Below are 21,626 nucleotides of genomic sequence, written 5' to 3'. Positions count from 1 at the left end.
GGGGCTCCCTAGGTTCGAGACGTTCAGCGCTCGATGATCGTCCTGACCAGATCCAGGTCCGACGGCTTGTCGACGTCCACCGCCGCCAGGCCGTAGGACGAGCGCACGATGGCGGCCTTGACGCCGGCGGCCCGGCCCAGACGCTCCAGCGTCTCGTCGATGGTCATCAAGCCCAGCACGTAGCGGCCCAGCATGACCGGGCCGAGCAGGGCGGCGATCTTCCAGGGTTGCTTGCGCAGGCTCTCGGCCTTGCGCCAGAAGGCCACGGCGTTGAGGGCGGTCTCGTTGCGCAGCAGGAACAGGTTGCAGCCCGAATAGCCGCCGTCCTTGAACCGCCAGTAGGTCCGCTTGGTCTCCGGCGCAGCCGCGCGGACGACAGCCTCCGGCGCCATGAGGACGGCGAAGTCGCAGTCGGCCGGGGCCTTGGCCAGGAACTCGGTGATCCATTCCGGCTGCAGCAGGGCATGGTCGACGGTCGTGACCAGCAGCGGCGTGCCCATGATGCTGGCGCCGTCATGGACGCTCTGGCTGGGACCGCCGGCGGCGGGCAGGGGAGACGCCTTGGCGACGCCCGCCAGGGCCTCCACCAGGGCGATATCCGAGGTCGAGACCCCGATCCGCGTCGCGCCGGCCTGGTCAAGGGCTCGCAACACCCGGGTCAGCAGGGTCTCGCCACCCAGGACGATCAGGCCCTTGTGGCTGACGCCGGCATAGTCGGCGACCGGATCGATCCCGCCGCGCGAACCCGCCAGAACCAGAGCCTGGAAGCTCACAACGCCTTCTCGTAGAGGCGATAGGTCTTGTAGATCGTCGCGCCCATGGCCTCGGAGATGCGCCGCATCGGCATGTTCTCTTCCAGCACCCACGAGAACTCGAACTTGGTATAGCCCAGGGCCAGCGAGGCGTTGCGGCCTGCGTTCATCAGGTGGAAGGGCAGCAGCTGGCCGCGCATGGTGTCGGCGAACTTGCGCTTCACCCCCATCAGCGGCACCCGCGCCGACTTCACACCCCTGACCTTCAGCCGCCACAGAAGCTTGGCCCAGCCGAACGGCAGCAGCTTGCCCTTCAGGTCCCGGATGGCCTCGTTGACGTTGGGCAGCAGCACGATGAAGCCCGCGGGCTCGCCGTCGATCTCGGCGAACAGGGTCATCTTCTTCTCGATGACGGGCTTCAGAGCCTTGGCCAGTTGGCGGGTCTCGGCCTCGGTGGTGGGAACAAAGCCCCAGTTGCCGGCCCAGGCGTCGTTGAGGATTTCGGTCAGAGAGACGACCTCCTCGTCATAGCGGCTCATGTCCAGCTCGCGCAGCACCACGCCGTCGGGCAGGCCGCGCTTGACCCGGCGCACCACGACAGCCGGCAGGTCGGCGGTCGGGTCGCACAGATAGGCGTAGACGTCCTTGGCCTTGGCGTAGCCCTGCTGCTCGACGCGGCCGCCGGTATAGGCCGGGTCGTGGCCCATCATCACCATGGGCGGGCTGTCAAAGCCGTCGACCAGCAGGCCGACCTCCTCGTTGATCGACAGGTTGAACGGACCCAGGGCCGTCGTGCAGGCGCGGTCGCGCAGCCAGTCCTCGGCGGCGCGGAACAGCACCTTGAAGACGGCGGGATCATCCTCGGCGGCGATCAGGCCGAAATTGCCGGTCTTCTGGCCTTCCGCCTGCGGAGCCAGGGCGTCGATCTGGGCGCTGATCCGGCCGACGTCGCGCCCCCCGCGCACGGCCAGGAACAGCTGCACCTCGGCGTGCTCGAAGAACGGATTGGTCTTGGGCGACAGGGCCTCGGACCGCTCCATCATCAGGGGCGTGATCCAGTTGGGATCGCCGGCGTTGAGGCGCGCCGGCAGCTTGATGAACCGCGCCAGCTCGGCCGGGGTGCTGACCGGGATGACCCGAAGGTCGGCGTCTTGGGAGTCGAACGGCATCAGCCCTCCAGATTGATCAGGGCGTTGATCGCCAGGGCGCCAAAGATGACAGGGCCGCCCCAGACGGCCAGGATCGGCGAGATCGCACCGCTTTCGCCCAGCGCCGACAGCAGGCCGTCGACAACCAAGAACACCAGGCCAGACGCCAGACCCACGGTCAGCAGCACAGCGCCCTGCCGGCTGCGGAAGTTGGCCAGCGCCACCGGCGCGCTCAGCAACAGCATGATCAGCGCCCCGAACGGGCCGGCATAGGCGCCCAGCAGGCGGGTCTCGTAGTAGCTGGGCGGCCGATCGGTGCCGCCATTGAGCAGGGCGCGCCGGGCCGAGCCCGCCGACGGCGCGGGATTGTCCGAGAACAGGGCCTGGACGTCCAAGGGCCGCAGGGGCGAGGGCCAGGTTATCTGGCTGGTGGTGACGGTGTCGACGCGTTGGCTGGAAAAGCGGGTTGTCACCGCTTCGGACAGGTTCCAGTCCTTGCCGGCAAAGGTCGCGGCGGGTGCGTTCACTCGCTCGATCAGGCGGCCGGTCTCGTCACGGCGGTAGATCTTGACGGCTTGCAGGGCGCGGCCGTTCGGCGCGGCGCTGGCGGCGATCACCAGATCGTCGCCCACCCGGAAGCTGACGGGGCCGGTGGCCTTGCGGTCGGCGGCGGGAGTGTGGGCCTCCCACCAGGCGTCGAGGATCGGATCGGTGCGCGGGGCGATCACCTGGGCGCAGGTGAAGTCCAGCAGCATCATCGCCACGGCGGCCGGGGCGGCCATGGCCACGATGCGGTAGGCCGAGATGCCCGCCGCGCGCATGGCGATGATGGCGCTCTCTCGGGCCAGTTGCGAGAACGCGAACAGACCACCGGCCAGCACGCTGATCGGCGCGATCTGCTCGATCAGCCGCGGGGCGCGCAGGGCGGCGTAGTACAGCACCCCGCCCACACCCAGCCCCCGGTCGAGGATGTCGGTGGTGACTTCCAGCAGGTCCAGGACCTGCAGGATGCCCATCAGGACAGCGGCGGCGCTCAGGATGCGGCTGGCCGCGACGCCCAGAACATAACGCTGAAGTCTCATGACGCGGCCTGACGGCGAGGAGCGACCATACGAACGGCCCGGTCGATCGTTTCGCCGATCCGGCGGACCACGCGGCTGATGGGCGTATCGCCGGGCCGCTTGCGACTGCCCATGAACATCCAGACGCTGAAGCTGGTGAAGACCAGGAACGGTCCCCAGATCGCCAGCAGGGCATTGGCCTTGCCGGCCTCGGCCAGGCTCTGGCCCAGCAGCAGCGAATGCTGGAAGGCCAGGAGCAGCACGCCGGCCACGATCAGGCCCGGGGTGCGGTTGCCGCGCTTGGCGGCCAGGCCCAGCGGGAAGGCCAGCAGCGGCAGGAAGGGCAGGAAGGCGGCCCGGGCCAGCCGGCCATAGAGCTCGGCCAGCAGGGTCGGCTTGGGCAGTATGGAGCTGTTTGACGCGGCCTGCCGGGCCAGTTCGTTCAGGGTCAGTTCGCGCTCATCCCCGCCGCGCGCCCGCAGCAGGGTGGCGGCGCCGGCCAGGGGCATCTCGGTGATGAACTGGTCGAAGGCCAGGGTGCGGTAGCCGCCGGCCGCGTCAAGGCCGATCCGCTGGCCGCGTCGCAGCAGCAGGGTGACCTTGTCGCCGCCCGGGCTGGCGCTGAGCGTGGCGGTCTGGGCGGTGATCACTTCTTCGCGGCCCTTGTCGTCGAGGCGGCGGATAAAGATGCGCGTCAGGCTCTGGCCGGCCTGGTCGGCGCCGTCGGCCGTCATCAGCAGGTTGTCCTCGTCGATGAAGGCCCCGCCTGACAGGCGTCCGTTCCAGCCGGCGTTGACGGCCGCGTGCATCACCGAGCGATAGGCGTAGCGGCTGTAGGGCTGGCTGTAGCCGAACAGGGCCACGCTGAAGAGGCTGAGAAACAGGCCCACGCAGACGAAGGGAATGGCGATGCGGCTCAGCGACTGTCCGCTGGCCAGCAGGGCGTCGATCTCCGAGCCGTCCGACAGCTTGGTGATGACGATGAACAGGGCCACGAAGAAGGCCACCGGCAGGGCCAGGCCCAGATAGTGCGGCACCAGATTGGCGGCCAGTTCGGTGACATAGCCAAAGCGGGCGCTGCTTTGCGACAGGGCGTCGAGCAGGCGCAGGACCCGCTCCAGCAACAGGGCGACGACCGTGACTCCCAGGCAGCCGACCATCGGCCAGGCCACCAGCTTGAGCATGTAGCGGTCAATCAGACGCAGATTGATCACGCCGCCGACCAGTCCCTGGCCAGCAGGGTCGCCAGGGCTGCGGCGCTTGGCGGATCCAGATCCACGGTGGCGCCCAGGGCCGGGGCGGCGGGCCAGCCGGCGTCGGCAAAGCTGCGACCCTCGTGGATCCGCGCGCCTTCGTATCGGGGGATGACGTGGAAGTGCACGTCGCGGTCGACCATCATCAGCATCAGATAGTTGATCTTCTCGTAGGCCACGAACCTGCCCAGCAATCGCTCGATTCCGTCGATCGCCACCTTCAAATCAGCGAAGGCGGCGGGGCTGAGCTGAGAGAAGGCTTCCGCCGCTTCCTTGCATACAAGGACCAGGGCCCCAAGAGTTGGCTGCTTGGGACGAACCAGAACAAGCCAGTGGTCGGTTTCGGCCACCCTGGTGTCGGGGTAGCCAAAGTTCACGGCGGTTGGATTGGTCATGTGCGGGCTCTTCCCGTGGCGTCGCGCGCCGCCGATTCACAATAGGGACGCGGGCTTTTTCATGGAAGTGCGATCAGCACTAGGCCAGCACGTACCGGCCCAGCTCCGCCACATGACCGGTTTGCGGATCCAGTCCGCGCGCGATGACCCGAACAGACACCGCCTCGGCGCCATCGCGCAGGATCTCGATGGCGTGCCAGCGCGCCGCCGGGTGCTTGCCCCGTCCCAGGGCCGAGGCCGAGGGCACGCCCAGGACGGGGATCGCCGCGCCGTCCGGACCCGGCGTAGTCGCCACCAGCCCCTCGTGAGCGTGGCCGTGCAGCACCAGATCGACGCCCTGGCGGGCCAGGATCGCACCCAGGCCCTCCCGGTCGTCCAGCGACTTGCGCCTTGAAACAGCGCCCGGGGTCGGCGGGTGGTGGATCAGGACCACCCGGAACAGGTCGCGATGAGCGGGGTCGGCCAGCAGGGCCTCCAGCCTCGTCAGCTGCGCCTGGCCCAACCGGCCGGTTGCCAGATGCGGCGCGGTGGGGATGGCCGAGCACAGATTGATGATCGCCACACCGTCGCGGATCCGAAGCCTGGGAAAAGCGACGTCGTCGCCGTCGCCCAGCCAGTCCGACCAGGCGGCGAATCGTTCGGGGCCCGTTGCGCCGACCAGGGCGTCATGGTTGCCCGGGCTCAGGGTGATCCTATCTGACGCACCAAGGCCGCTCAGCCACTGGCGCGCGGCCTCAACCTCGACGGTGGAGGCGAAATTGGTCAGATCGCCGGTGACGGCGATGTGGTCGGGCGCATAGGTCTTGATGTCGGCGACAAGGGCGGCCAGCACGTCGGGCTGATGCTCCTTGTGCTTGCGCCGCCAGGCGATGCGGCTGAGCAAACGCTTGGAGGCGAGGTCCCGCCAGCCGAACGCCCCTGCGGGCGGGGGCAGATGCGGGTCGGAAAGGTGGGCTATGCGGAATATCGACAAGTCAGAATCGCGCTTTTTGGCCATAAACGAAACGAAGCTGCTTATCATTCGCCACGAATTTCCAGGGGTTCTCGCACATTGACCGGCGGAAGTAATCAGGGCGGCGACGCCAGGCAGGCGGCGATCACGGTCGGCCAGGCGTCCACGCGCATCTGGGGCATGACCTCGGCCCAGCGCCTGTCGCGGATCTATGGGCGCGTGGGGCTGAGCGAAGTCACGCGCGAAACGGCGCCCGCCAACGGCGACGTGGTGGTGGTCGACGCCGGCTGGGTGTTCGATGAGGCGCTGATCCGCGCCCTGGCGGGACGGCCCGGCGTGGCGCTGATCGACGAGAGCGGCCGCGTCGTGGCGTTCAACCTGCCGGTCGCTCGCGCGCTTGCGGTCGGTGAGGACCTTTCTGCTGTGGTCGGTGAGGCCCCGCGTCTGACAGCCATGGAACTGGGCTCGGCCTATAACAGCGAGCTGCGCAAGCGCGAGCCGCCGGTGCTGGAGCGCCTGACGCCCGAGACGGTCGACGCGGTCGAGAAGCGGTTGTTCAAGGGCTCGTACAAGGGCGTCACGGACCTCGTGACAAAATATGTCTGGCCCGCGCCGGCCCGGGTCGTCACCCGCTGGTGTGCTCTTGCCAAGATCACGCCCAACCAGGTCACCTTCGCCAGCTTCCTGATGGTGCTGGCCGCCTTCTGGCTGTTCTGGACCGGCCAGTATGGCCTGGGTCTGGTCTGCGCCTGGATCATGACCTTCCTGGACACCGTCGATGGCAAGCTGGCCCGGGTGACCCTGACCTCGTCCAAGTGGGGCAATGTCTTCGATCACGGCATCGACCTGATCCACCCGCCGTTCTGGTGGTGGGCCTGGTTTGTCGGCCTGGGCGCCCTGGGCTTCACCGTGCCGCACGGCGGGTTGCTGCTGGCCATCGTGGTGGGCGGCTATGTGGCCCAGCGGGTGGAGGAGGGGATCTTCCTGTCGCTGTTCAAGGTCGAGATGCACGCCTGGCGGCCGTTCGACAGCTTCTTCCGGCTGATCACCGCGCGGCGGAACCCCAACCTGCTGTTCATGACCGCGACCACCCTGGTCGGCCGGCCTGACATCGGCTTCGTGCTGGTGGCCGCCTGGACGGCGATCTGCTTCGTCGTGCACGCCAGCCAGATCGTTCAGGGCCTGCTGACCCCCAGGGGCGGCGTCACCTCCTGGCTGTCGCGCTGATGAAGGTTGGCGTCGTCCACAATCCGCGCAGTCACGCCAATATGGGGCGCAGCGCGGAGTACTGGGCTCCGGATGATGTGATGCTGGTGCGGCCGGCCACGCGCGAGGCGCTGGAGGTCGACCTGATAGCCTTCGCGGCGCGCGGCGTTGAGCTGCTGGTCATCGACGGCGGCGACGGCACGATCCGTGACGTGCTGAGCCTCCTGCCGCGCGCCTTTGGCCAGGCGCCCCCGCTGATCATTCTGCTGCCGTCCGGAAAGACCAATGTTCTGGCCATTGACCTGGGCGTCCGACAGGGCTGGACGCTGCACGAAGCGCTGATTGCGGCGCGCTCGCCCAAGGCGGTGATCAAGTATCGCGCGCCGCTGGAAGTGTCCTGGGACGACGGCCGGGCGGCCATGAGCGGCTTTGTGTTCGGGCTCGGCGCGTTCGTGCGGGCCACCAAGATGTCCAAGAGCGTCAACCGGATGGGGGCGTTTCACGGCCTGTCTGTGGGCCTGACCCTTGTCGGTGCGGCGACGGGCGCGCTGTTTGGCGGCGCGCGCGACCACTGGCGCGAGGGGGTGCCGGTCGAGCTTTCCATCGACGGCGAGCCGGCCCCCAAGGGCAACCGCTTCCTGTTGATGGCGACGACCTTGAAGCGCCTGCCCCTGGGCATCAAACCGTTCGGGCCGCCCCGGGAGGGCCTCAAGGCGCTGGACGTCGACGCCCAGCCCCAGCGGCTGCTATCGGCCTTGATCACCCTGCTGGGCGGCGGAGATGCGCCATGGCTGGCAAGGCAGGGCTATCGCCGCGGAGACGCAAAGTCCCTGCGCATTCAGACCTGCGATGCGTTTGTGCTCGACGGCGAGGTCTATGAAGGATCGGGCGGTCTGACCGTCTCTCTTGGGCCTACCCTGCGGTTCCTGGCGTCATGACCAGCCCCGTGCTGGCGATGGTCGAGGCCGAGTTGCGCGCCCCTGCGCCGCCGCATGCCGTCGCCTTCGCCCGCCAGCTGGTCTCTGCGTTTGAAAATCCCGTCGCCGTGCTGTTCTACGGCTCGGTTCTGCGCACGGGCGACCTCGACGGCGTCATGGATTTCTATGTGCTGACCAGCCAGGCCCGACGCGGCTGGCGCGGTGTGGTCGCCCGCAAGCTTTGGCCGGACGTCAGCTATCACGAGGTCGAGCATCAGGGCCGAACCCTGCGCGCCAAGGTCGCGTCGATGACCCTGGCCCAGTTCGCTCTGGCGGCGCGGGGGCGTGAGATCGACACCACGATCTGGACGCGTTTCGTCCAGCCCTCGGCCCTGGTCTGGTCTTCGAGCGCCGAGATCGAGCCTGTCGTGATCAACGCCGTAGCCGAGGCCGCCCACTCGGCCGCGCGGTTCGCGGCGGCGCTGGGGCCTGTCGAAGGCCCGTCAGAGGCCTATTGGTCGGCCCTGTTCCAGCAGACCTACAAGGCCGAGTTCCGCGTCGAGCGCGGCGGTCGCGAGCAGTCGATCCTGGCCTTCGACGCCGAGCGCTATGATCGTCTGCTGGTCGCCTGCTGGCGCGAACAGGGCCTTCTGGACATTCTCGCGCCCGGATCCGTCCAGCCCAATCTGACCGAAGAGGCGCGGTCCCGTTTCGGGCGCGCCTGGCAGGTGCGGCGGCGGATGGGCAAGTCGCTGAACGTCGCCCGTCTGATCAAGGCCGCCTTCACCTTCGAGGGCGCCGCCCGCTATGCGGCGTGGAAGATCGAGCGTCACACGGGCGTGCCTGTGCCGTTGACGCCGTGGCGCGAGAAGCACCCGGTGCTGGCCGCGCCGGGCGTGCTGTGGGACCTGTGGCGCGCCCAGAAGGCGCGAAAGGCCGAGGCTTAGCCGCCCCGGCCTTCGGCGGCGTCAGGCGGAAACGCGCTGGCGCTGGTTGTCGATTACACCCATCGCGGCGCCGACGCTGGCGAACACGGACAGGACCTTTTCAATCTGCTCGTCGGTATGGGCGGCGCTGACGCTGGTGCGCAGCAGCGGACGGCTGTCGGGCGTGGCCGGCGGCAGGGCCAGGTTCAGATAGACGCCGTTCTGCAGCAGGGCGTTCCACATGCCGATCGCGCGTTCCTGATCGGGCATGGTGATGGCGACGATCGGGCTTGCGGTCGGGCCGGTCTGGAAGCCCAGCTCGGTCAGACCGTCATAGAGGCGACGGGCGTTGGCCATCAGGCGGTGGCGCAGCTCAGGCATTTCTTCCAGGCGCCTCAGCGCAACCAGGGTCGAACTGACCACGGCCGGCGGCAGCGAGGCGGTGAACATGTAGGGACGGCAGACGACGCGCATGACGTCGAAGTCGTCCATGTTGCTCACGCAGAAGCCGCCGATGGCGCCCAGGCTCTTGGAGAAGGTGCCGACCACGAAGTCGACATCGTCCTCGACGCCTTCCTGTTCGGCCAGGCCGCGACCGTTCTCGCCCAGCACGCCCATCGAGTGGGCTTCATCGACCAGCAGGTAGCCGCCCAGTTCGCGCTTCACAGCGGCGATTTCCTTGAGCGGCGCGGTGTCGCCGATCATCGAATAGATGCCTTCGACCACGATCAGGCGCTCGCCGGGCATGTCCTTCATGCGGCGCAGGCGCTTGTAGAGGTCTTCGGGGTCGTTGTGGCGGAAGCGGATGACCTCGGCGTGGCCAAGGCGCGAACCGTCATAGATGCTGGCGTGGCTGTCGGCGTCCAAGATCAGGTGGTCGCCGCGACCCACTAGGGTCGACAGAACGCCCAGATTGGCCTGGTAGCCGGTCGTGAACACCATGGCGTGCTTGCGACGATAGAACTTGGCCAGGGCCTGCTCGAGTTCGACATGGGCTTCGAAGCTGCCGTTGGCGATCCGCGAACCGGTCGTTCCGGTGCCCCGCTCCTGCACTGCCTTGACCGAGGCCGCGATGCTTTCGGCGTCGAAGGTCAGACCAAGATAGTTGTTGGTGCCCAGCAGGATCGTGGGGCGGCCGTCGATAACGCCCTCGGTCGGTGAAACTACCGCATCGAGTCGGACGTTGAAGGGATCAGCCCCGGCTGCCCGGATCGCTTGATAGGCATCGCGGTAGCCGAGATGTTTGTCGAACAGCCCCATAGTTATCCCTTATTCCGAAGATCTTTTATCAGATTGGACAAGTCGCCCACCGTCTCGACCGAGGCCAGATGATCAAGCGGGATCGAGATGTCGAACGCGTCTTCCAGCTCCATGATGATGTTCATCAGAGCCAGGGAGTCGACCTGAAGGTCACGGCCGATATGCGTCTCGTCGGAAACCTCAACGGTGCGTCCCAGCACCGAGGACGCCGCCAGGCCGATTTCACGCAAGGTAAGATCTGTAACCGCTTTCATATCGACTCGCTGAAACCCCCGTTAGCGGGTCTGACTGGCTCCAATTGTAACAGCCTCATTGTCGGATTTCTGTCAAAATTGGCTGCTACAATCAGTCCATAGAAACTAAAAATCCCTTTGCGCGGTACCATTGCACGCTTTGGGCGAAACCTGAGTCGATCCCGTATCGCGGAGCGATAGCTCTGGGAAGACTTTCGCTGTCTGAGACGCTCCAATCCAAATGGAGCATTTCGCGCGCTTTGCCAGTCGTGAAAATCGAAATCTTCCCATTGGCGAGTGATAGGCCTTCGGACAGTTGCGCCAGGGCGCTGATGAGCCACGTGGGCACGCGGGCGATGTAGGGGGCTTTGCCCACCGCGCGCGCGGCTGCGGTCATCACCTCGGTCCAGCTGTATCCATCCGTGCGCGCGTCCGACAGGGCGAAGACCCCAGACCGGTGATCGATGGCCAGACCCGCGATCGCGGCGACGGCGTCCTCGACATGGATCATGGCGATCCGGGCGGCGGGATCGAGCGCCGGCAGGAACGGCGCGGTCTGGGCCGCCTTGAACAGGCCCAGGGTTTCCATGTCGCCTGGCCCATAGATGGCCGGCGGGCGGACGATGGTCAGGCTGTCGCCGATCACCTCTCGCGCCGCCTCCTCGCCGCCGCGCTTGCTGGCGGCATAGTCCGACAGCGACGGCTCCCGCGCCGCCAGGCTGGAGACGAGCACGAGCCGCGCGCCTGCGGCCCGTGCGGCCAGGGCCACGTCCCTGGAGCCGTCAACATTGGTGCGATCAAAGTCCGCCCGCGACCGCGCCTTGATCAGGCCCGCGACATGGATGACCAGGGTCGCGCCCGCGCAGAGCCGGTCCAGGGCGGCGCGATCCGAAAGGCCGCCGATGACGATCCGGGGCTCCAGCCCCTGCCAGTCCGGATCTATGATGTCGCGCCGGGACAGGACCCGCACGGTCCAGTCGTCCGCAACCAGGGCGCGGACAAGGTGACGGCCCAGGAAGCCGGTGGCGCCGGTGACCGCAACGACACCCCGGCTCATGGTCAGGCGCGCTCGGCGTAGGCGCCCGCCAGGAAGGCCGCCTTGGCCTTGGAGCGGCTCAGCTTGCCTGACGAGGTCTGGGGCAGGGCGTGGGCGCCGACCAGATGCACCTGGGTCTCGACGCTGTGGCGCAGGCGCAGGACCGTGGCGACCTGTTCGGCCAGGGCCTTGCGGGTCTCGGGATCGCCGCCGCGCGCCTGGACCAGGACGACCACGACCTCCTCGCCTTCGCCGGGCGTGGAGAAGGCGGCGACGTCACCGCTGCGCAGGCTCTCGATCTCGGCCTCGGCAGTCCATTCCAGGTCCTGCGGCCAGATGTTGCGGCCGTTGAGGATGATCAGGTCCTTGCCGCGCCCGGTGATGACGATCTCGCCGTCGATCAGATAGCCAAGGTCGCCGGTGTCCAGCCAGCCATCGGCCGACAGCACGCGGGCGGTCTCTTCGGGCTGCTCGAAATATTCCCGCATCAGGCTGGGTCCGCGGGCGTAGATTCGGCCCACGCCGCGCTCGGGCAAGGCCGCGCCGTCCTGGCCCCGGACTTCCAGTTCATGGTGCGGCAGGACGGGGCCGTTGCGGGCGAAGTCGCGGGCGCGATCGGTGTCAGCGGTGATGACCGCCAGGCCCTGTTCCAGCTGCTCGACGTCCAGGGTCTCGACCTTCAGGCCCTGATCCAGCGGCGACATCGACAGGGCCAGGGTGGCCTCGGCCATGCCGTAGCTGGCGACAAAGGCGCTTTCGGAGAAGCCCACGGCCTTGAAACGCTCGGCGAAGGCGCGCAGCGGGCCGGTGCGGATCATGTCGCCGCCCAGGCCGGCGCTGCGCCAGCCCGACAGGTTCAGGTGCTCGATCGAAGCGGCCTCGGCGCGGCGGGCGCACAGCTCATAGCCGAAGGTCGGGCTGTAGCTGATGGTGCCGCCGTTCTTGGTCATCAGGTCCAGCCACATCAGCGGCCGGCGCACGAAGGCTCCGGTCGGCAGCAGGTCGACCGTCATCTGGCTGGTCATGGGGCTCAGCAGAAAGCCGATCAGACCCATGTCGTGATAGAGCGGCAGCCAAGAGATGGCGCGGTCGGTGGGGCGAACCTGCAGGCCGTCGCGGGTGATCGCCTGGGCGTTGGCCATCAGGGCGCGATGGGTGACCACCACGCCGGTCGGGAAACGGGTGCTGCCCGACGAGAACTGCAGATAGCAGGTGCGATCAGGCGCGATGATCGGCAGCTCGGCGCCAGCGGCGGGCGGGAGGTCGGCCAGGGTCCCGGCGAAGCTCAGCGGCTGTTTGGCGGCGATCTCGGGCAGCCAGGCGGCCATCGAGCTCGGGCCGATCAGGACCGAGGCCTTGGCCGAGGCCAGCATGCGGGCGATCTGCGCGATATAGGCCTCGCGACCGCCCAGCGGCGCGGGCAGGGGCAGGGGCGCGGGCGGCAGGCCGGCATACTGGCAGGCGAAGAAGGCGCGGACGAAGTCGGCGTCGGTTTCGGCGATCAGGCCGACGCTATCGCCGGGCCGGGCGCCGGCGGCCAGCAGGCGCTGGGCCAACTCCATCGCCTGTTCGCGCAGACGAGCATAGGGCAGGGCCTCGACCAGTTCGCCGCGCAGCGAATAGAGGTTCACACCCGTCTCGCCCTGAGCCGCGAAGTCGAGCGCGGCCGTCAGGGTGGGGAAATCAGCGAAACGAACCGTTCGCCCGGCGCCAGTCGGAGTCATCATCATCACCTGCCGCCTTTGGCGTCGTTTGCGTCATCGGCGCAAGAGGGTTCGTTGTCACTGAGGACGGACGATCGCGCAAGTCGCACGCGGAGTGTCAGAAACATCCCGATGGCCATGGCGACGGCCGCCCCGACCAGCGCGGCGCCGGCGCCGTTCATGCCGAACATCTTGACCAGCGGCGCCAGCGCCAGAAGAAACACCACGCTGACCACCATCCGGACCCGCAGGGCGGCGCCTGCGGCGCGCATCGAGACCAGCATCGGCTCCAGGGGCAGGGCCAGCACGCCGATGGCGGCGGCGGTCACCTGCCAGGTCATGACGCCGGACGCCCCGACATAGGCCTCGCCCATGATCAGACTCAGCAGGGGCTTGCCGAACAGGGTGGTGACCAGCAGCAGGAGACCGGCCACCGCGCCGCCCAGCAGGGCGACCTGCCCGGCCAGCTTGCGCATCGCCGCGTCGCCGCCGAGCGCGCGGAGCTTGGCCAGTTCGGGATAGAGGGCCGGGACCACCAGCCGGGCCGGCTTGGCCATGCCGTCGGCCACCTGCCGGCCGATTCGCCACAGCGCCGCCTGGGTGGGCCCCAGCAGTGAGCCGACCATCAGGGTGATGACGTGGGTGAAGGCCACATCCAGGCTGCTGCTGAAATTGGTCGCCCAGGCAAATTTCCACACCCCGGGCAGGCCCTCGCCCAAGGGGCCGATCAGCCTGAAGCCGTCGAGCATCCTGCGCTGGGCAAGCTCGCGCCAGGCGATGGCGCCCACATAGAGGAACGATGCCAGCGGGCCGGCCGCCCAGGCCAGCAGGAACGCCCACAGCGGCGCGTGCAGGGCGAACGCGATGCCCGCGCCCACCAGCCGCACGATCGAGCTGACCGCCTGCTCGCCCGCCAGATAGCGGAACTTGTCAAACAGGCGCAGCAGGCCCACCGAGGTCGCCGAGGTCATCACCGCGATGGTCAGGGCGTAGAGCGCCGCGGCGGGCGCGAGGTCCCGCGACCAGCCCAGCAGCGAGCCGAACAGCAGGGCGCCGACCACGCCCAGGGTCACGCCGACCAGGCCGCTGCTCAGGTCCAGAAACAGCGAAAAGCGCACCACCTGCTGAAAGCCCTGGCGGTCGTTCTTGAGCAGGGGCTCGGCGCCATATTGCAGGACCGTCTGCCAGGACTGGAACTTGACCACCTCGCCCAGGAACTGGGCGAAGGTCGTGATCAGGTACAGGACGCCCATCTGGGCCGGGTCCAGGCCCCGGGCGGTCAGGGCGATATAGGCCAAGCCGACAATGGCGTTGACCGTGCGGCCGCCCAGCAGGGTCCCGGCATTGGCCAGGACGCGGGCGAAGACGGAGCGCTCGGCGGTCATGCGGCTATGGAAATCCGCGCCAGCACGCGCTCGGCGATGGCGCGGGCGGCGCGTTCCGACGACGGCGTAGCCGTCAGGTCAAAGCTCTCAGCGAAGCCGCTTTTCTGGATATCGACATAGTCGCCATGACCCAGACGGGCGGCCTCGACGGCGTCGGTCAGGTGATTGGCCGAGGTCAGCACCGGGCCGTACTGCCAGTGGTGGAAGCTTTCATCGCCCTGCCAGGCGATCTGGCCGGGATTGAGAAACAGACAGGGCTTGGGCGTGCGCAGGAACTCATAGACCTGGCTGGAGACGTCGCCCAGATAGATGTCGGCCGCGCGGGTATAGGTCATGTCGATGGCGGCGGGGCCGCCCAGGTCGATATGGATGCGCGGGTGATTTCGGAACGGCTCCAGGGCGGCCAGCATGGCCGGGCCGGCGCCGTCGAACAGCCGGATGTGCGGCGCGAAGATCAGGTTGAAGCGGTCATCGGCCGCGAACTGCTCCAACACCCTGACGCCGAACTGCGGCCACGAGCCCAGCGTGGCGTGGAAGTGTGGATTGTAGACGACGATGGGCTTTGCGCCGGGGAAGACCGGCATCGGCGAGCCGGGCAGGGCGTCGATGATGTCGAACTTGGGATAGCCGACCATGGCGCAGTTTTCCGGCTTCACCCAGCCGCCCTCGACCATGCGGTCACGCTGCTTGGGACCGGCGGCCATGACCAGATCGAACAGGCGCAGCCGCGGCTCGAACACCCCGCCCCGGTCGCCCGCGCCGTGCTGGGTATAGACCAGCATGGATTTGTGAACGCCGAACTTGCGCAACAGGGCGGTGGTGCGCTCGGGCGTGACGATGGCGTCCATCTTGCCCAGGGCCATGGCGTTGGCGGCCAGCATCAGCGCCTTGGGTGGCGTCGAGGCCTCTTTCAGGCGCACCCTGCGCAGCCAGGCCGGGGGCAGCAGGCGCGAGGCGATGGGGGCGCCGTCAAGGGCGTCCAGCAGCTGGCGGGCGTAGTCGAGGTGTTCCTGGGTCGTGGCGGCGATCTCGACCTCGATCCCGGGCCAGCCCCTGGCCAGGGCGACAGCGATGGGCAGGCTGTGCAGGATCTGATGCGTCTGGGCGATGTAGAGAAAGCAGACCTTGGGCCTGGGTGGCGCGGACCTGACGGGGCTCATGAGCGTTTCGCCGGCCCGATCAATTGCCGGGATTGAGGCGCGAGCGCACCCGACCCTTGAAGATCACCCGGTCGCCCTTGTCGGTCACCGAATAGCTGTCGGCCTGCACCTGATTGCCCGAGGCCGCGCCGCGCACGGCGGAGTCGCCCATCACCTCGCCGGTGCGCGTATCGATCACGGCTTTTTCGGTCTTGAACGCGTAGCCGTCGCCATTCTGGATCTCGACGTCGCCCGTCAGCAGAAGGGCGCCCCCGGACTCGTCGTAATTGCCCAGCCTTGCCACGATCTGGGTGGGATTGTCCGAGCCGTAGCCGCGCGTCAGCTTCGGGGATTCCAGGGCGACCTTGTTGGGGTCGACCTTGTCGCGTACCGCGGCGGTGGCGACGATCAGAAACGCGCGCCCGTCCTTCATGTAGCCCGTAAAGCGCGGATTTTCCATCCGCAACGGCGCACCAGCGACGACACTCGACGCCTTGGTTTCGGCAGCGTGGATGGCGGCCTGCGTCAAGATGGCGCCGATGGCCATCACTGCGACAGCAGGCATAACAAGGCGCAGAGCGCTGACCGACTTGCGGCGGCGAGGGCGAATCTTGCGCCTCGTGACGAGGACTGAGGACGGAGCAAACGAGGTCATGACAGCCGGTACGCAAAGCGTTGAGCTATCGGCTTAATCCCGTCAGAGCCGACTCCCAAGAGATATTCGACGGGTTCTCAGCCGCGCCATTCGGCAGGCCAGAGCCAGAAGGCATGGAGACAACGACCGGCCCGCCTCTGGCGAGCCGGTCGTCTCAAACCCCAAAGGATCAGCCGTTGACGGCGTCCTTGAGTTGCTTGGCAGGCGTGAAGGCGACCTTCTTGGAGGCCGCAATCTCGATCGCCGCGCCCGTGGCCGGGTTACGGCCGGTGCGGGCCGGCTTGGCCTGGACCTTGAACTTGCCAAAGCTCGGGATCGAAACTTCTTCGCCCTTAACGGCGGCTTCGGTCACGGCCTTGAACACGCCGTCGATGATCGCCTTGGCTTGAGCCTTGGTCAGCTTGTCGTCAGCGGCGACTGCGGCGTCGACCAGATCGGAAACGTTCATTTTGATAGCTCATCCAATGTGGAATCAAGGAGCGTCGAGCCTGACGAACCGGGAAGGATTTGTCACGTCATCCCAGCAAATACGGGCATTTCTGCGTTGCGAAAGGCAAGGTTCACCTCCCTGGCCCCGTAAAACTCTGACAACATGCCGAGATATGCGGGTCTGAGCGTGGTGACGCTCAACTCATGCCATGGTAGCGATAACAGAAATTGGGGGATACGCATGGCGGACGCCGGGCATACGGGCGCGAAGGACGGCGTTGTCGTCGGTCGCAAGGACGGACTGGTCATCGGCGCCGCCTCGGTCGGCACGGTTTTCGAGTGGTACGACTTCTACCTGTACGGTTCGCTGGCCACCTATATCACCCACCATTTCTTCTCCGGCGTGAACGAGACGACGGGCTATATCTTCGCGTTGCTGGCCTTTGCGGCCGGGTTTGCGGTGCGCCCTTTCGGGGCCCTGGTCTTTGGTCGCCTGGGCGATCTGTGGGGCCGCAAGAACACCTTCCTGGTCACAATGCTGCTGATGGGCCTGTCCACCTTCGTGGTCGGCCTGCTGCCCAGCTATGAGCAGATCGGCATCATCGCCCCCATCGCCCTGGTGCTGATGCGCCTGTTGCAGGGTCTGGCCCTGGGCGGCGAATATGGCGGGGCGGCGACCTATGTGGCCGAGCATGCGCCCGCCAACCGGCGCGGGCTCTATACGAGCTTCATCCAGATCACTGCGACGTTTGGCCTGTTCCTCAGCCTGATCGTCATCCTGGCGACTCGCAACGTGATCGGCGAGGACGCCTTCAAGGACTATGGCTGGCGCATTCCGTTCCTGATCTCGGTGCTGCTGCTGGGCGTGTCGCTGTGGATCCGCCTGCAGCTTTCCGAAAGTCCGTCGTTCCAGAAGATGATCGACGAGGGCAAGGGCTCCAAGAAGCCCCTGGCGGACAGCTTTGGCAAATGGGGCAACCTGAAGATCGTCATTCTGGCTCTGGTCGGTCTGACCGCGGGTCAGGCCGTGGTCTGGTACACCGGTCAGTTCTACGCCCTGTTTTTTCTGGAAAAAATGCTCAAGGTCGATGGCGGCCTGACCAACATGCTGGTGGCGATCTCGCTGCTGATCGGCACCCCGTTCTTCGTGCTGTTTGGCTGGCTGTCGGACAGGATCGGTCGCAAGTGGATCATCATGGCCGGCTGCATTCTGGCCTGCCTGACCTATTTCCCATTGTTCAAGACCCTGACCGTCGCCGCTAATCCGCAACTGGCCGCCGCCGTCGCAACCTCGCCGGTGACCGTGTTCGCTGACCCGGCCGACTGCTCGTTCCAGTTCGATCCGATCGGCAAGACGGTGTTCAACACCTCCTGCGACCTGGCCAAATCCTATCTGGCCAAGGCCGGCGTCACCTACACGAACGCAGCGGCTCCCGCCGGGACCGTGGCGCAGGTCAGGATCGGCGAGACCGTACTGCCGTCCTTCGCGGGCGACACGCTGGACAAGGCGGCGTTCAAGGACCGCAAGAAGGCCTGGGAGGCCCAGCTTGGGGCGGCGCTCAAGACGGCAGGCTATCCCGCCAAGGCCGACAGCGCCCTGGTCAACAAGCCGCTGGTGGTCGGGATCCTGACCCTGCTGGTGATCTATGTGACCATGGTCTACGGGCCGATCGCGGCGATGCTGGTCGAGATGTTCCCGACCAATATCCGCTACACCTCGATGAGCCTGCCCTATCACATCGGCAATGGCTGGTTCGGCGGCTTCCTGCCGACCACCGCCTTCGCCATGGTCGCGGCCACCGGCAATATCTATTACGGCCTCTGGTATCCGATCGTGGTGGCGGGGGTGACGGCCGTGATCGGCATCCTGTTCCTTAAGGAAACCAAGGACGTCGATATCGAGGCCTAGGGTCGCGAGACTAGAGGCTCGCGCGGCGGCGCGCCACGCGCTCGCGGGCCACAGCGGCCTGAGCCGGCAGGTCGAGGCGCTCATACAGGTCCGCAAGCGCCTGGTTGACGGGCAGGCCGTCGGGATCGAAGCCCCGGCGCAACTCCAGCATCTGCTGGGCTTCGGAATGGCGGTCGGACCGGATCAGGGCGTCCAGGATGATCTGGTCGAAGAGATCGCGCTGCGCGTGGCTGCCACCCACTTCGGCCAGACGGGGCAGGGCCGCGCGCAGGCCTCGCAGGGCGGCCGGATAGTCGCCACGCACATGGGCGACCAGACCTTCGGCGGCGGGCAGGGCGACATCACGCCAGGTGGGACGAACGAAGTCGGGAGCCTCGACGGCCGCCCGCCGGATCGCCGCCAGAAGCTGGTCCGCCTCGGGCCGACCGGCTCGGGCCAGGCCGAACAGATATTGTAGCGACAGGAAAGGCTGCACGACGTCATCGGCGCGGGCGGCGAGATGGTCGGCCAGATCGCTCCAGCGCGGCCCGACATCGACGCCGGCCAGCTCCAGACGGGCCAGTAGCGACACCGCCCCGACCTGATCCTGTGAATAGTCCCTGGACTGCGTCCAGCAGTGCTCATCATAGGCCGCCAGCGCCGCCTCGAACCGGCCCTGGCTGACATAGAACAGCGCCAGGTGCCACCATAGGTGGGTGTCCATGAACGAGTTCAGGTCGGCCCAGGTATCGCGCACGCCCTCCAGGAAAGCGACGCCCTCGTCGATGCGGCCCTGGGTCAGCATGACATGAGCCAGGGCGTGCTGGGCCCAGGGCTCCTTGCGCTGCAGGAACAGGGCATGGCGGGCGGCGGCCTCGGCCTCGTCCAGCAGGTGGCACTGCTCGTAGGCGAAGGCCAGCATGCCATGCAGGTGAGGAATGTCGGCGGCGGCGGGCAGGCAGCGACTGGCCGCGCGCAGCATGGCGGGAAAGTCGCCGCGATTGAAGTCGTGGTACTGCCGCAGCTTCAGGATCAGCAGATCGCGCGGCCAGGCCTCGAGAATGGCGTCGGCGATCGACAGCGCGCCGGGGATGTCGTCGACGGACCAGGCCGAGACGAAGGCCGCGATCTGGCGCTCCCGTTCGTTGGCGCCATCGAGCGCGGCCCGGGCGCGGGCCAGATAGGGCGCGGCGCGGATTGCAGCGTCCGGCGCTTCGAGCAGCAGCCACAGGATGGCCGCATAGGCGTTGAGCAACGGCTCGCCGGGCGCGGCGTCGGCGGCCGCCAGGATGTTGGCGGCGCGGGTCTCGTAGGCCAGGAAGCCGGCGATGAAATCGTCCACCGCCGCCCGGGCGGCGTCACTGGCGGCGGAGACAGGGTTGCCGAGATAGTCTGTGCGCATGGCGCCACCCTAGTGGACCTTGGCGGCCTCGTCTTTGGTCGCCTGAGGGAAGATCAGGTCGGCGAGCCCGGCCGCGCTCCAGCTTGCGTCGCGGGGCGCCAGGACCAGTGGCGCACGGGTCTCGAAGCCTCGCAGCACCCTGCTGGTCTGGCCGAGATCGGGCGCGGCGAGGCTTTCGCTCATGACGATGGCGGTCACGCTCAGGCCCCGGGCTCGGATCACCTCCAGCGCCGTCAGCACGTGGCTGACCGTGCCCAGATAGGACCCCGCGACCAGCAGGACCGGCAGGTTCAGCGCGACCATCAGGTCCAGATTGGTGGCCGTGTCGGTCAGGGGCGACATCACCCCGCCGGCTCCCTCGATCAGCAGCAGATCGCGGTCGGGTCGCGTCAGGCGGTCCCTGCAGTCGCCGACCAGATCATCCAGGCGCAGGACATCGCCCTCCAGAGCTGCGGCCAGGTTGGGGGCCAGTGGGGCGCGATAGCGGCGGGGCGAGATGCGGTGCAGGGCGCCCGGCTCGTCCAGCGCTTGGGCCAGGCGGCCGGGATCGCTGACATCCGGATCGTCGGGATCAAACCCGCTGACCACCGGCTTGAAGGCGTCGACGCTCAGGCCTCGCAGGCGGAGGGCGCGGATCAGGGCGCAGGCGACATGGGTCTTGCCGATGTCGGTGCCGGTCCCGGTGACGAACAGGCTTTTCATGCGGCAGGGCCCCGGCGGATGTCGGCGATCAGATCCGCCAGTCGCATCACGTCGGCGTCCGAATGGGCGGCGCTGAAGGCGATCCGCAGCCGCGCCGTGCCCTCGGGCACGGTGGGCGGCCGGATGGCGACGACCAGATAGCCCTCGGCCTCGAGCTTCGCAGAAGCGGCCAGCGCCGCTGTGGCCGAGCCGATCACGACGGGGACGATCGGGCTTTGGGCAGGCGGCAGGCCCAGGGCCTCGGTGAAGGCGCGGGCCTTGGCCAGAGGCAGGGCGGTCAGGGCCGGCTGGGTCTCGATGATGTCCAGCGAGGCCAGGGCGGCGGCGGCGCAGGCGGGCGGCAGGCCGGTGGCGTAGACCAGCGTGCGGGCCCGGGTCTTCAGCAGGTCGATCACGGCCTGGGACCCGCACAGGTAGCCGCCATAAGAGCCCAGCGCCTTGGACAGGGTGCCCATCTGCAGCGGGATCTCGGCGCCGGGGAACAGCGCCGCCGAGCCTCGGCCCTCGGCCAGCACGCCCACGCCGTGGGCGTCGTCGGACAACAGCCAGGCGTCATGCGCGTTGCAGAGGGTCGAGAGCTGGTCCAGCGGCGCGATGTCGCCGTCCATCGAGAACACGCCGTCGGTGGCGACCACGGCGTGGCGTGCGGCGGCGCGTTCTGCCTTCAACAGGCGCTCCAGATCAGCGGTGTCATTGTGCCTGAAGGCGATCGTGCGGGCGCCGGACAGCTTGGCGCCGGCCCAGATGCAGGCATGGGCCAGTTCGTCGACCAGGATCAGGTCACCCGGCCCGACGACAGTGGGAATCACGCCTATGTTCGCAAGATAGCCGGAGCCGAACACGCAGGCCGCCTCGGTGCCCTTCAGCCGCGCCAGGCGCTTTTCCAGATCTCCCAGCAGCGGGTGATCACCGGTGACCAGACGCGAGGCCGCCGCGCCGGCCCCATAGTTCAGCGCCGCTTCGGCCGCCGCCGCCCGCACAGCCGGGTGGTGCGAGAGGTTCAGATAGTCGTTGCAGGAGAACGAAATCAGCCGCCGGCCGTCCCGTTCCACGACCGCGCCGTCCAGCCGGCGGGTGGGCTTCAGACGGCGACGCAGGCTCTGGGCGTCCAGGGCGGTCAGCTTGTCGCCGGCGAAGGCGTCGAGGCTCTGCATGCTGTTTCCCGTTTGCGAAGGCAGGGCGCA

General features: G+C 67.7%; 21 protein-coding genes. 4 read left to right on the top strand and 17 right to left on the bottom strand.

Going from position 1 to position 21,626, the window contains the following annotated elements; all coding sequences use genetic code 11:
- Positions 1–23: 23 nt before the first annotated feature.
- From ACW176_RS17355 to ACW176_RS17330, 6 genes are all read right to left on the bottom strand, one after another.
- Positions 24–773 (bottom strand): nucleotidyltransferase family protein, encoded by a 750-nt coding sequence (locus tag ACW176_RS17355; protein WP_419321234.1) that lies wholly within the window; start codon positions 771–773, stop codon positions 24–26.
- Positions 770–1,921 (bottom strand): dATP pyrophosphohydrolase, encoded by a 1,152-nt coding sequence (locus tag ACW176_RS17350; protein WP_492110019.1) that lies wholly within the window; start codon positions 1,919–1,921, stop codon positions 770–772. The genes ACW176_RS17355 and ACW176_RS17350 overlap by 4 nt, the downstream gene beginning before the upstream one ends.
- Positions 1,921–2,982: an LptF/LptG family permease gene (locus tag ACW176_RS17345; protein WP_492110018.1), complete on the bottom strand. Its 1,062-nt coding sequence runs from the start codon at positions 2,980–2,982 to the stop codon at positions 1,921–1,923. Before ACW176_RS17345 ends, ACW176_RS17350 begins: the two co-directional genes overlap by 1 nt.
- The gene (locus tag ACW176_RS17340) at positions 2,979–4,145 is read right to left on the bottom strand and encodes an LptF/LptG family permease (RefSeq protein ID WP_492111959.1); all 1,167 of its coding nucleotides are present in this window, start codon (positions 4,143–4,145) and stop codon (positions 2,979–2,981) included. Before ACW176_RS17340 ends, ACW176_RS17345 begins: the two co-directional genes overlap by 4 nt.
- Positions 4,146–4,171: 26 nt before the next feature.
- Positions 4,172–4,609 carry an HIT family protein gene (locus ACW176_RS17335; RefSeq protein ID WP_492110017.1) on the bottom strand — a complete coding sequence of 146 codons (438 nt, stop codon included), beginning with the start codon at positions 4,607–4,609 and terminating at the stop codon, positions 4,172–4,174.
- A gap of 79 nt (positions 4,610–4,688) precedes the next feature.
- Positions 4,689–5,582: a metallophosphoesterase family protein gene (locus ACW176_RS17330; RefSeq protein WP_492110016.1), complete on the bottom strand. Its 894-nt coding sequence runs from the start codon at positions 5,580–5,582 to the stop codon at positions 4,689–4,691.
- 159 nt (positions 5,583–5,741) lie between these two features.
- Between ACW176_RS17330 and ACW176_RS17325 the strand changes: the two genes are divergently transcribed.
- Genes ACW176_RS17325 through ACW176_RS17315 form a run of 3 tightly spaced genes read left to right on the top strand, consistent with a single transcriptional unit; the run spans position 5,742 to position 8,631 of the window.
- The gene (locus ACW176_RS17325) at positions 5,742–6,788 is read left to right on the top strand and encodes a CDP-alcohol phosphatidyltransferase family protein (RefSeq protein ID WP_492111958.1); all 1,047 of its coding nucleotides are present in this window, start codon (positions 5,742–5,744) and stop codon (positions 6,786–6,788) included.
- Positions 6,788–7,705 carry a diacylglycerol/lipid kinase family protein gene (locus ACW176_RS17320; protein WP_492110015.1) on the top strand — a complete coding sequence of 306 codons (918 nt, stop codon included), beginning with the start codon at positions 6,788–6,790 and terminating at the stop codon, positions 7,703–7,705. Before ACW176_RS17325 ends, ACW176_RS17320 begins: the two co-directional genes overlap by 1 nt.
- On the top strand, positions 7,702–8,631 hold the full coding sequence (locus ACW176_RS17315) for a hypothetical protein (RefSeq protein ID WP_419321240.1): 930 nt from the start codon (positions 7,702–7,704) through the stop codon (positions 8,629–8,631). The genes ACW176_RS17320 and ACW176_RS17315 overlap by 4 nt, the downstream gene beginning before the upstream one ends.
- 21 nt (positions 8,632–8,652) lie before the next feature.
- Here ACW176_RS17315 and spt read toward each other — a convergent pair whose 3' ends face one another.
- From spt to ACW176_RS17275, 8 genes are all read right to left on the bottom strand, one after another.
- Positions 8,653–9,870, bottom strand: coding sequence for a serine palmitoyltransferase (gene spt, locus ACW176_RS17310; protein ID WP_419321241.1), 1,218 nt, complete (start codon positions 9,868–9,870; stop codon positions 8,653–8,655).
- Between the two features lie 2 nt (positions 9,871–9,872).
- Entirely contained in the window at positions 9,873–10,124 is a 252-nt protein-coding gene (locus ACW176_RS17305; protein WP_419321242.1) for an acyl carrier protein, read from the bottom strand.
- A 91-nt stretch (positions 10,125–10,215) separates the two neighbouring features.
- Entirely contained in the window at positions 10,216–11,160 is a 945-nt protein-coding gene (locus ACW176_RS17300) for an NAD-dependent epimerase/dehydratase family protein (RefSeq protein WP_492110014.1), read from the bottom strand.
- A 2-nt stretch (positions 11,161–11,162) separates the two neighbouring features.
- Positions 11,163–12,866 carry a fatty acyl-AMP ligase gene (locus tag ACW176_RS17295; protein WP_492111957.1) on the bottom strand — a complete coding sequence of 568 codons (1,704 nt, stop codon included), beginning with the start codon at positions 12,864–12,866 and terminating at the stop codon, positions 11,163–11,165.
- A gap of 2 nt (positions 12,867–12,868) precedes the next feature.
- Positions 12,869–14,227, bottom strand: coding sequence for a lipopolysaccharide biosynthesis protein (locus tag ACW176_RS17290; protein WP_492110013.1), 1,359 nt, complete (start codon positions 14,225–14,227; stop codon positions 12,869–12,871).
- Positions 14,224–15,387 (bottom strand): CDP-glycerol glycerophosphotransferase family protein, encoded by a 1,164-nt coding sequence (locus tag ACW176_RS17285; protein WP_492110012.1) that lies wholly within the window; start codon positions 15,385–15,387, stop codon positions 14,224–14,226. The genes ACW176_RS17290 and ACW176_RS17285 overlap by 4 nt, the downstream gene beginning before the upstream one ends.
- Before the next feature lie 19 nt (positions 15,388–15,406).
- Positions 15,407–15,931 carry an LPS export ABC transporter periplasmic protein LptC gene (gene lptC, locus ACW176_RS17280; RefSeq protein WP_492110011.1) on the bottom strand — a complete coding sequence of 175 codons (525 nt, stop codon included), beginning with the start codon at positions 15,929–15,931 and terminating at the stop codon, positions 15,407–15,409.
- A gap of 259 nt (positions 15,932–16,190) precedes the next feature.
- Positions 16,191–16,469 carry an HU family DNA-binding protein gene (locus ACW176_RS17275; RefSeq protein ID WP_492057151.1) on the bottom strand — a complete coding sequence of 93 codons (279 nt, stop codon included), beginning with the start codon at positions 16,467–16,469 and terminating at the stop codon, positions 16,191–16,193.
- Between the two features lie 222 nt (positions 16,470–16,691).
- On the opposite strand from ACW176_RS17275, the gene ACW176_RS17270 reads away from it, so the two are divergent.
- Positions 16,692–18,359: an MFS transporter gene (locus ACW176_RS17270; protein ID WP_492110010.1), complete on the top strand. Its 1,668-nt coding sequence runs from the start codon at positions 16,692–16,694 to the stop codon at positions 18,357–18,359.
- A gap of 10 nt (positions 18,360–18,369) precedes the next feature.
- Here ACW176_RS17270 and ACW176_RS17265 read toward each other — a convergent pair whose 3' ends face one another.
- From ACW176_RS17265 to bioF, 3 genes are read right to left on the bottom strand one after another with little or no spacing between them, the layout of a single operon-like run.
- Entirely contained in the window at positions 18,370–19,740 is a 1,371-nt protein-coding gene (locus tag ACW176_RS17265; protein WP_492110009.1) for a tetratricopeptide repeat protein, read from the bottom strand.
- Between the two features lie 9 nt (positions 19,741–19,749).
- Positions 19,750–20,442 (bottom strand): dethiobiotin synthase, encoded by a 693-nt coding sequence (bioD, locus tag ACW176_RS17260; RefSeq protein ID WP_492110008.1) that lies wholly within the window; start codon positions 20,440–20,442, stop codon positions 19,750–19,752.
- The gene (bioF, locus tag ACW176_RS17255) at positions 20,439–21,596 is read right to left on the bottom strand and encodes an 8-amino-7-oxononanoate synthase (protein ID WP_492110007.1); all 1,158 of its coding nucleotides are present in this window, start codon (positions 21,594–21,596) and stop codon (positions 20,439–20,441) included. The genes bioD and bioF overlap by 4 nt, the downstream gene beginning before the upstream one ends.
- Positions 21,597–21,626: the final 30 nt, after the last annotated feature.

Source organism: Caulobacter sp. FV1ye13L (assembly GCF_058681155.1).
Note: the sequence above shows the minus strand (reverse complement) of the source record. Positions and strands in the feature narration are given on the sequence as shown.

Excerpts from the sequence above, each read along its gene's own strand:
- ACW176_RS17285 (WP_492110012.1), bottom strand. The coding sequence starts at position 15,387 with ATGAGCCCCGTCAGGTCCGCGCCACCCAGGCCCAAGGTCTGCTTTCTC.
- ACW176_RS17305 (WP_419321242.1), bottom strand. The coding sequence starts at position 10,124 with ATGAAAGCGGTTACAGATCTTACCTTGCGTGAAATCGGCCTGGCGGCG.
- bioF (WP_492110007.1), bottom strand. The coding sequence starts at position 21,596 with ATGCAGAGCCTCGACGCCTTCGCCGGCGACAAGCTGACCGCCCTGGAC.
- ACW176_RS17295 (WP_492111957.1), bottom strand. The coding sequence starts at position 12,866 with ATGATGACTCCGACTGGCGCCGGGCGAACGGTTCGTTTCGCTGATTTC.
- ACW176_RS17320 (WP_492110015.1), top strand. The coding sequence starts at position 6,788 with ATGAAGGTTGGCGTCGTCCACAATCCGCGCAGTCACGCCAATATGGGG.
- ACW176_RS17340 (WP_492111959.1), bottom strand. The coding sequence starts at position 4,145 with ATGCTCAAGCTGGTGGCCTGGCCGATGGTCGGCTGCCTGGGAGTCACG.
- ACW176_RS17290 (WP_492110013.1), bottom strand. The coding sequence starts at position 14,227 with ATGACCGCCGAGCGCTCCGTCTTCGCCCGCGTCCTGGCCAATGCCGGG.
- ACW176_RS17315 (WP_419321240.1), top strand. The coding sequence starts at position 7,702 with ATGACCAGCCCCGTGCTGGCGATGGTCGAGGCCGAGTTGCGCGCCCCT.
- spt (WP_419321241.1), bottom strand. The coding sequence starts at position 9,870 with ATGGGGCTGTTCGACAAACATCTCGGCTACCGCGATGCCTATCAAGCG.
- ACW176_RS17335 (WP_492110017.1), bottom strand. The coding sequence starts at position 4,609 with ATGACCAATCCAACCGCCGTGAACTTTGGCTACCCCGACACCAGGGTG.
- lptC (WP_492110011.1), bottom strand. The coding sequence starts at position 15,931 with ATGCCTGCTGTCGCAGTGATGGCCATCGGCGCCATCTTGACGCAGGCC.
- ACW176_RS17325 (WP_492111958.1), top strand. The coding sequence starts at position 5,742 with ATGACCTCGGCCCAGCGCCTGTCGCGGATCTATGGGCGCGTGGGGCTG.
- ACW176_RS17270 (WP_492110010.1), top strand. The coding sequence starts at position 16,692 with ATGGCGGACGCCGGGCATACGGGCGCGAAGGACGGCGTTGTCGTCGGT.
- ACW176_RS17275 (WP_492057151.1), bottom strand. The coding sequence starts at position 16,469 with ATGAACGTTTCCGATCTGGTCGACGCCGCAGTCGCCGCTGACGACAAG.
- ACW176_RS17350 (WP_492110019.1), bottom strand. The coding sequence starts at position 1,921 with ATGCCGTTCGACTCCCAAGACGCCGACCTTCGGGTCATCCCGGTCAGC.
- bioD (WP_492110008.1), bottom strand. The coding sequence starts at position 20,442 with ATGAAAAGCCTGTTCGTCACCGGGACCGGCACCGACATCGGCAAGACC.
- ACW176_RS17300 (WP_492110014.1), bottom strand. The coding sequence starts at position 11,160 with ATGAGCCGGGGTGTCGTTGCGGTCACCGGCGCCACCGGCTTCCTGGGC.
- ACW176_RS17345 (WP_492110018.1), bottom strand. The coding sequence starts at position 2,982 with ATGAGACTTCAGCGTTATGTTCTGGGCGTCGCGGCCAGCCGCATCCTG.
- ACW176_RS17265 (WP_492110009.1), bottom strand. The coding sequence starts at position 19,740 with ATGCGCACAGACTATCTCGGCAACCCTGTCTCCGCCGCCAGTGACGCC.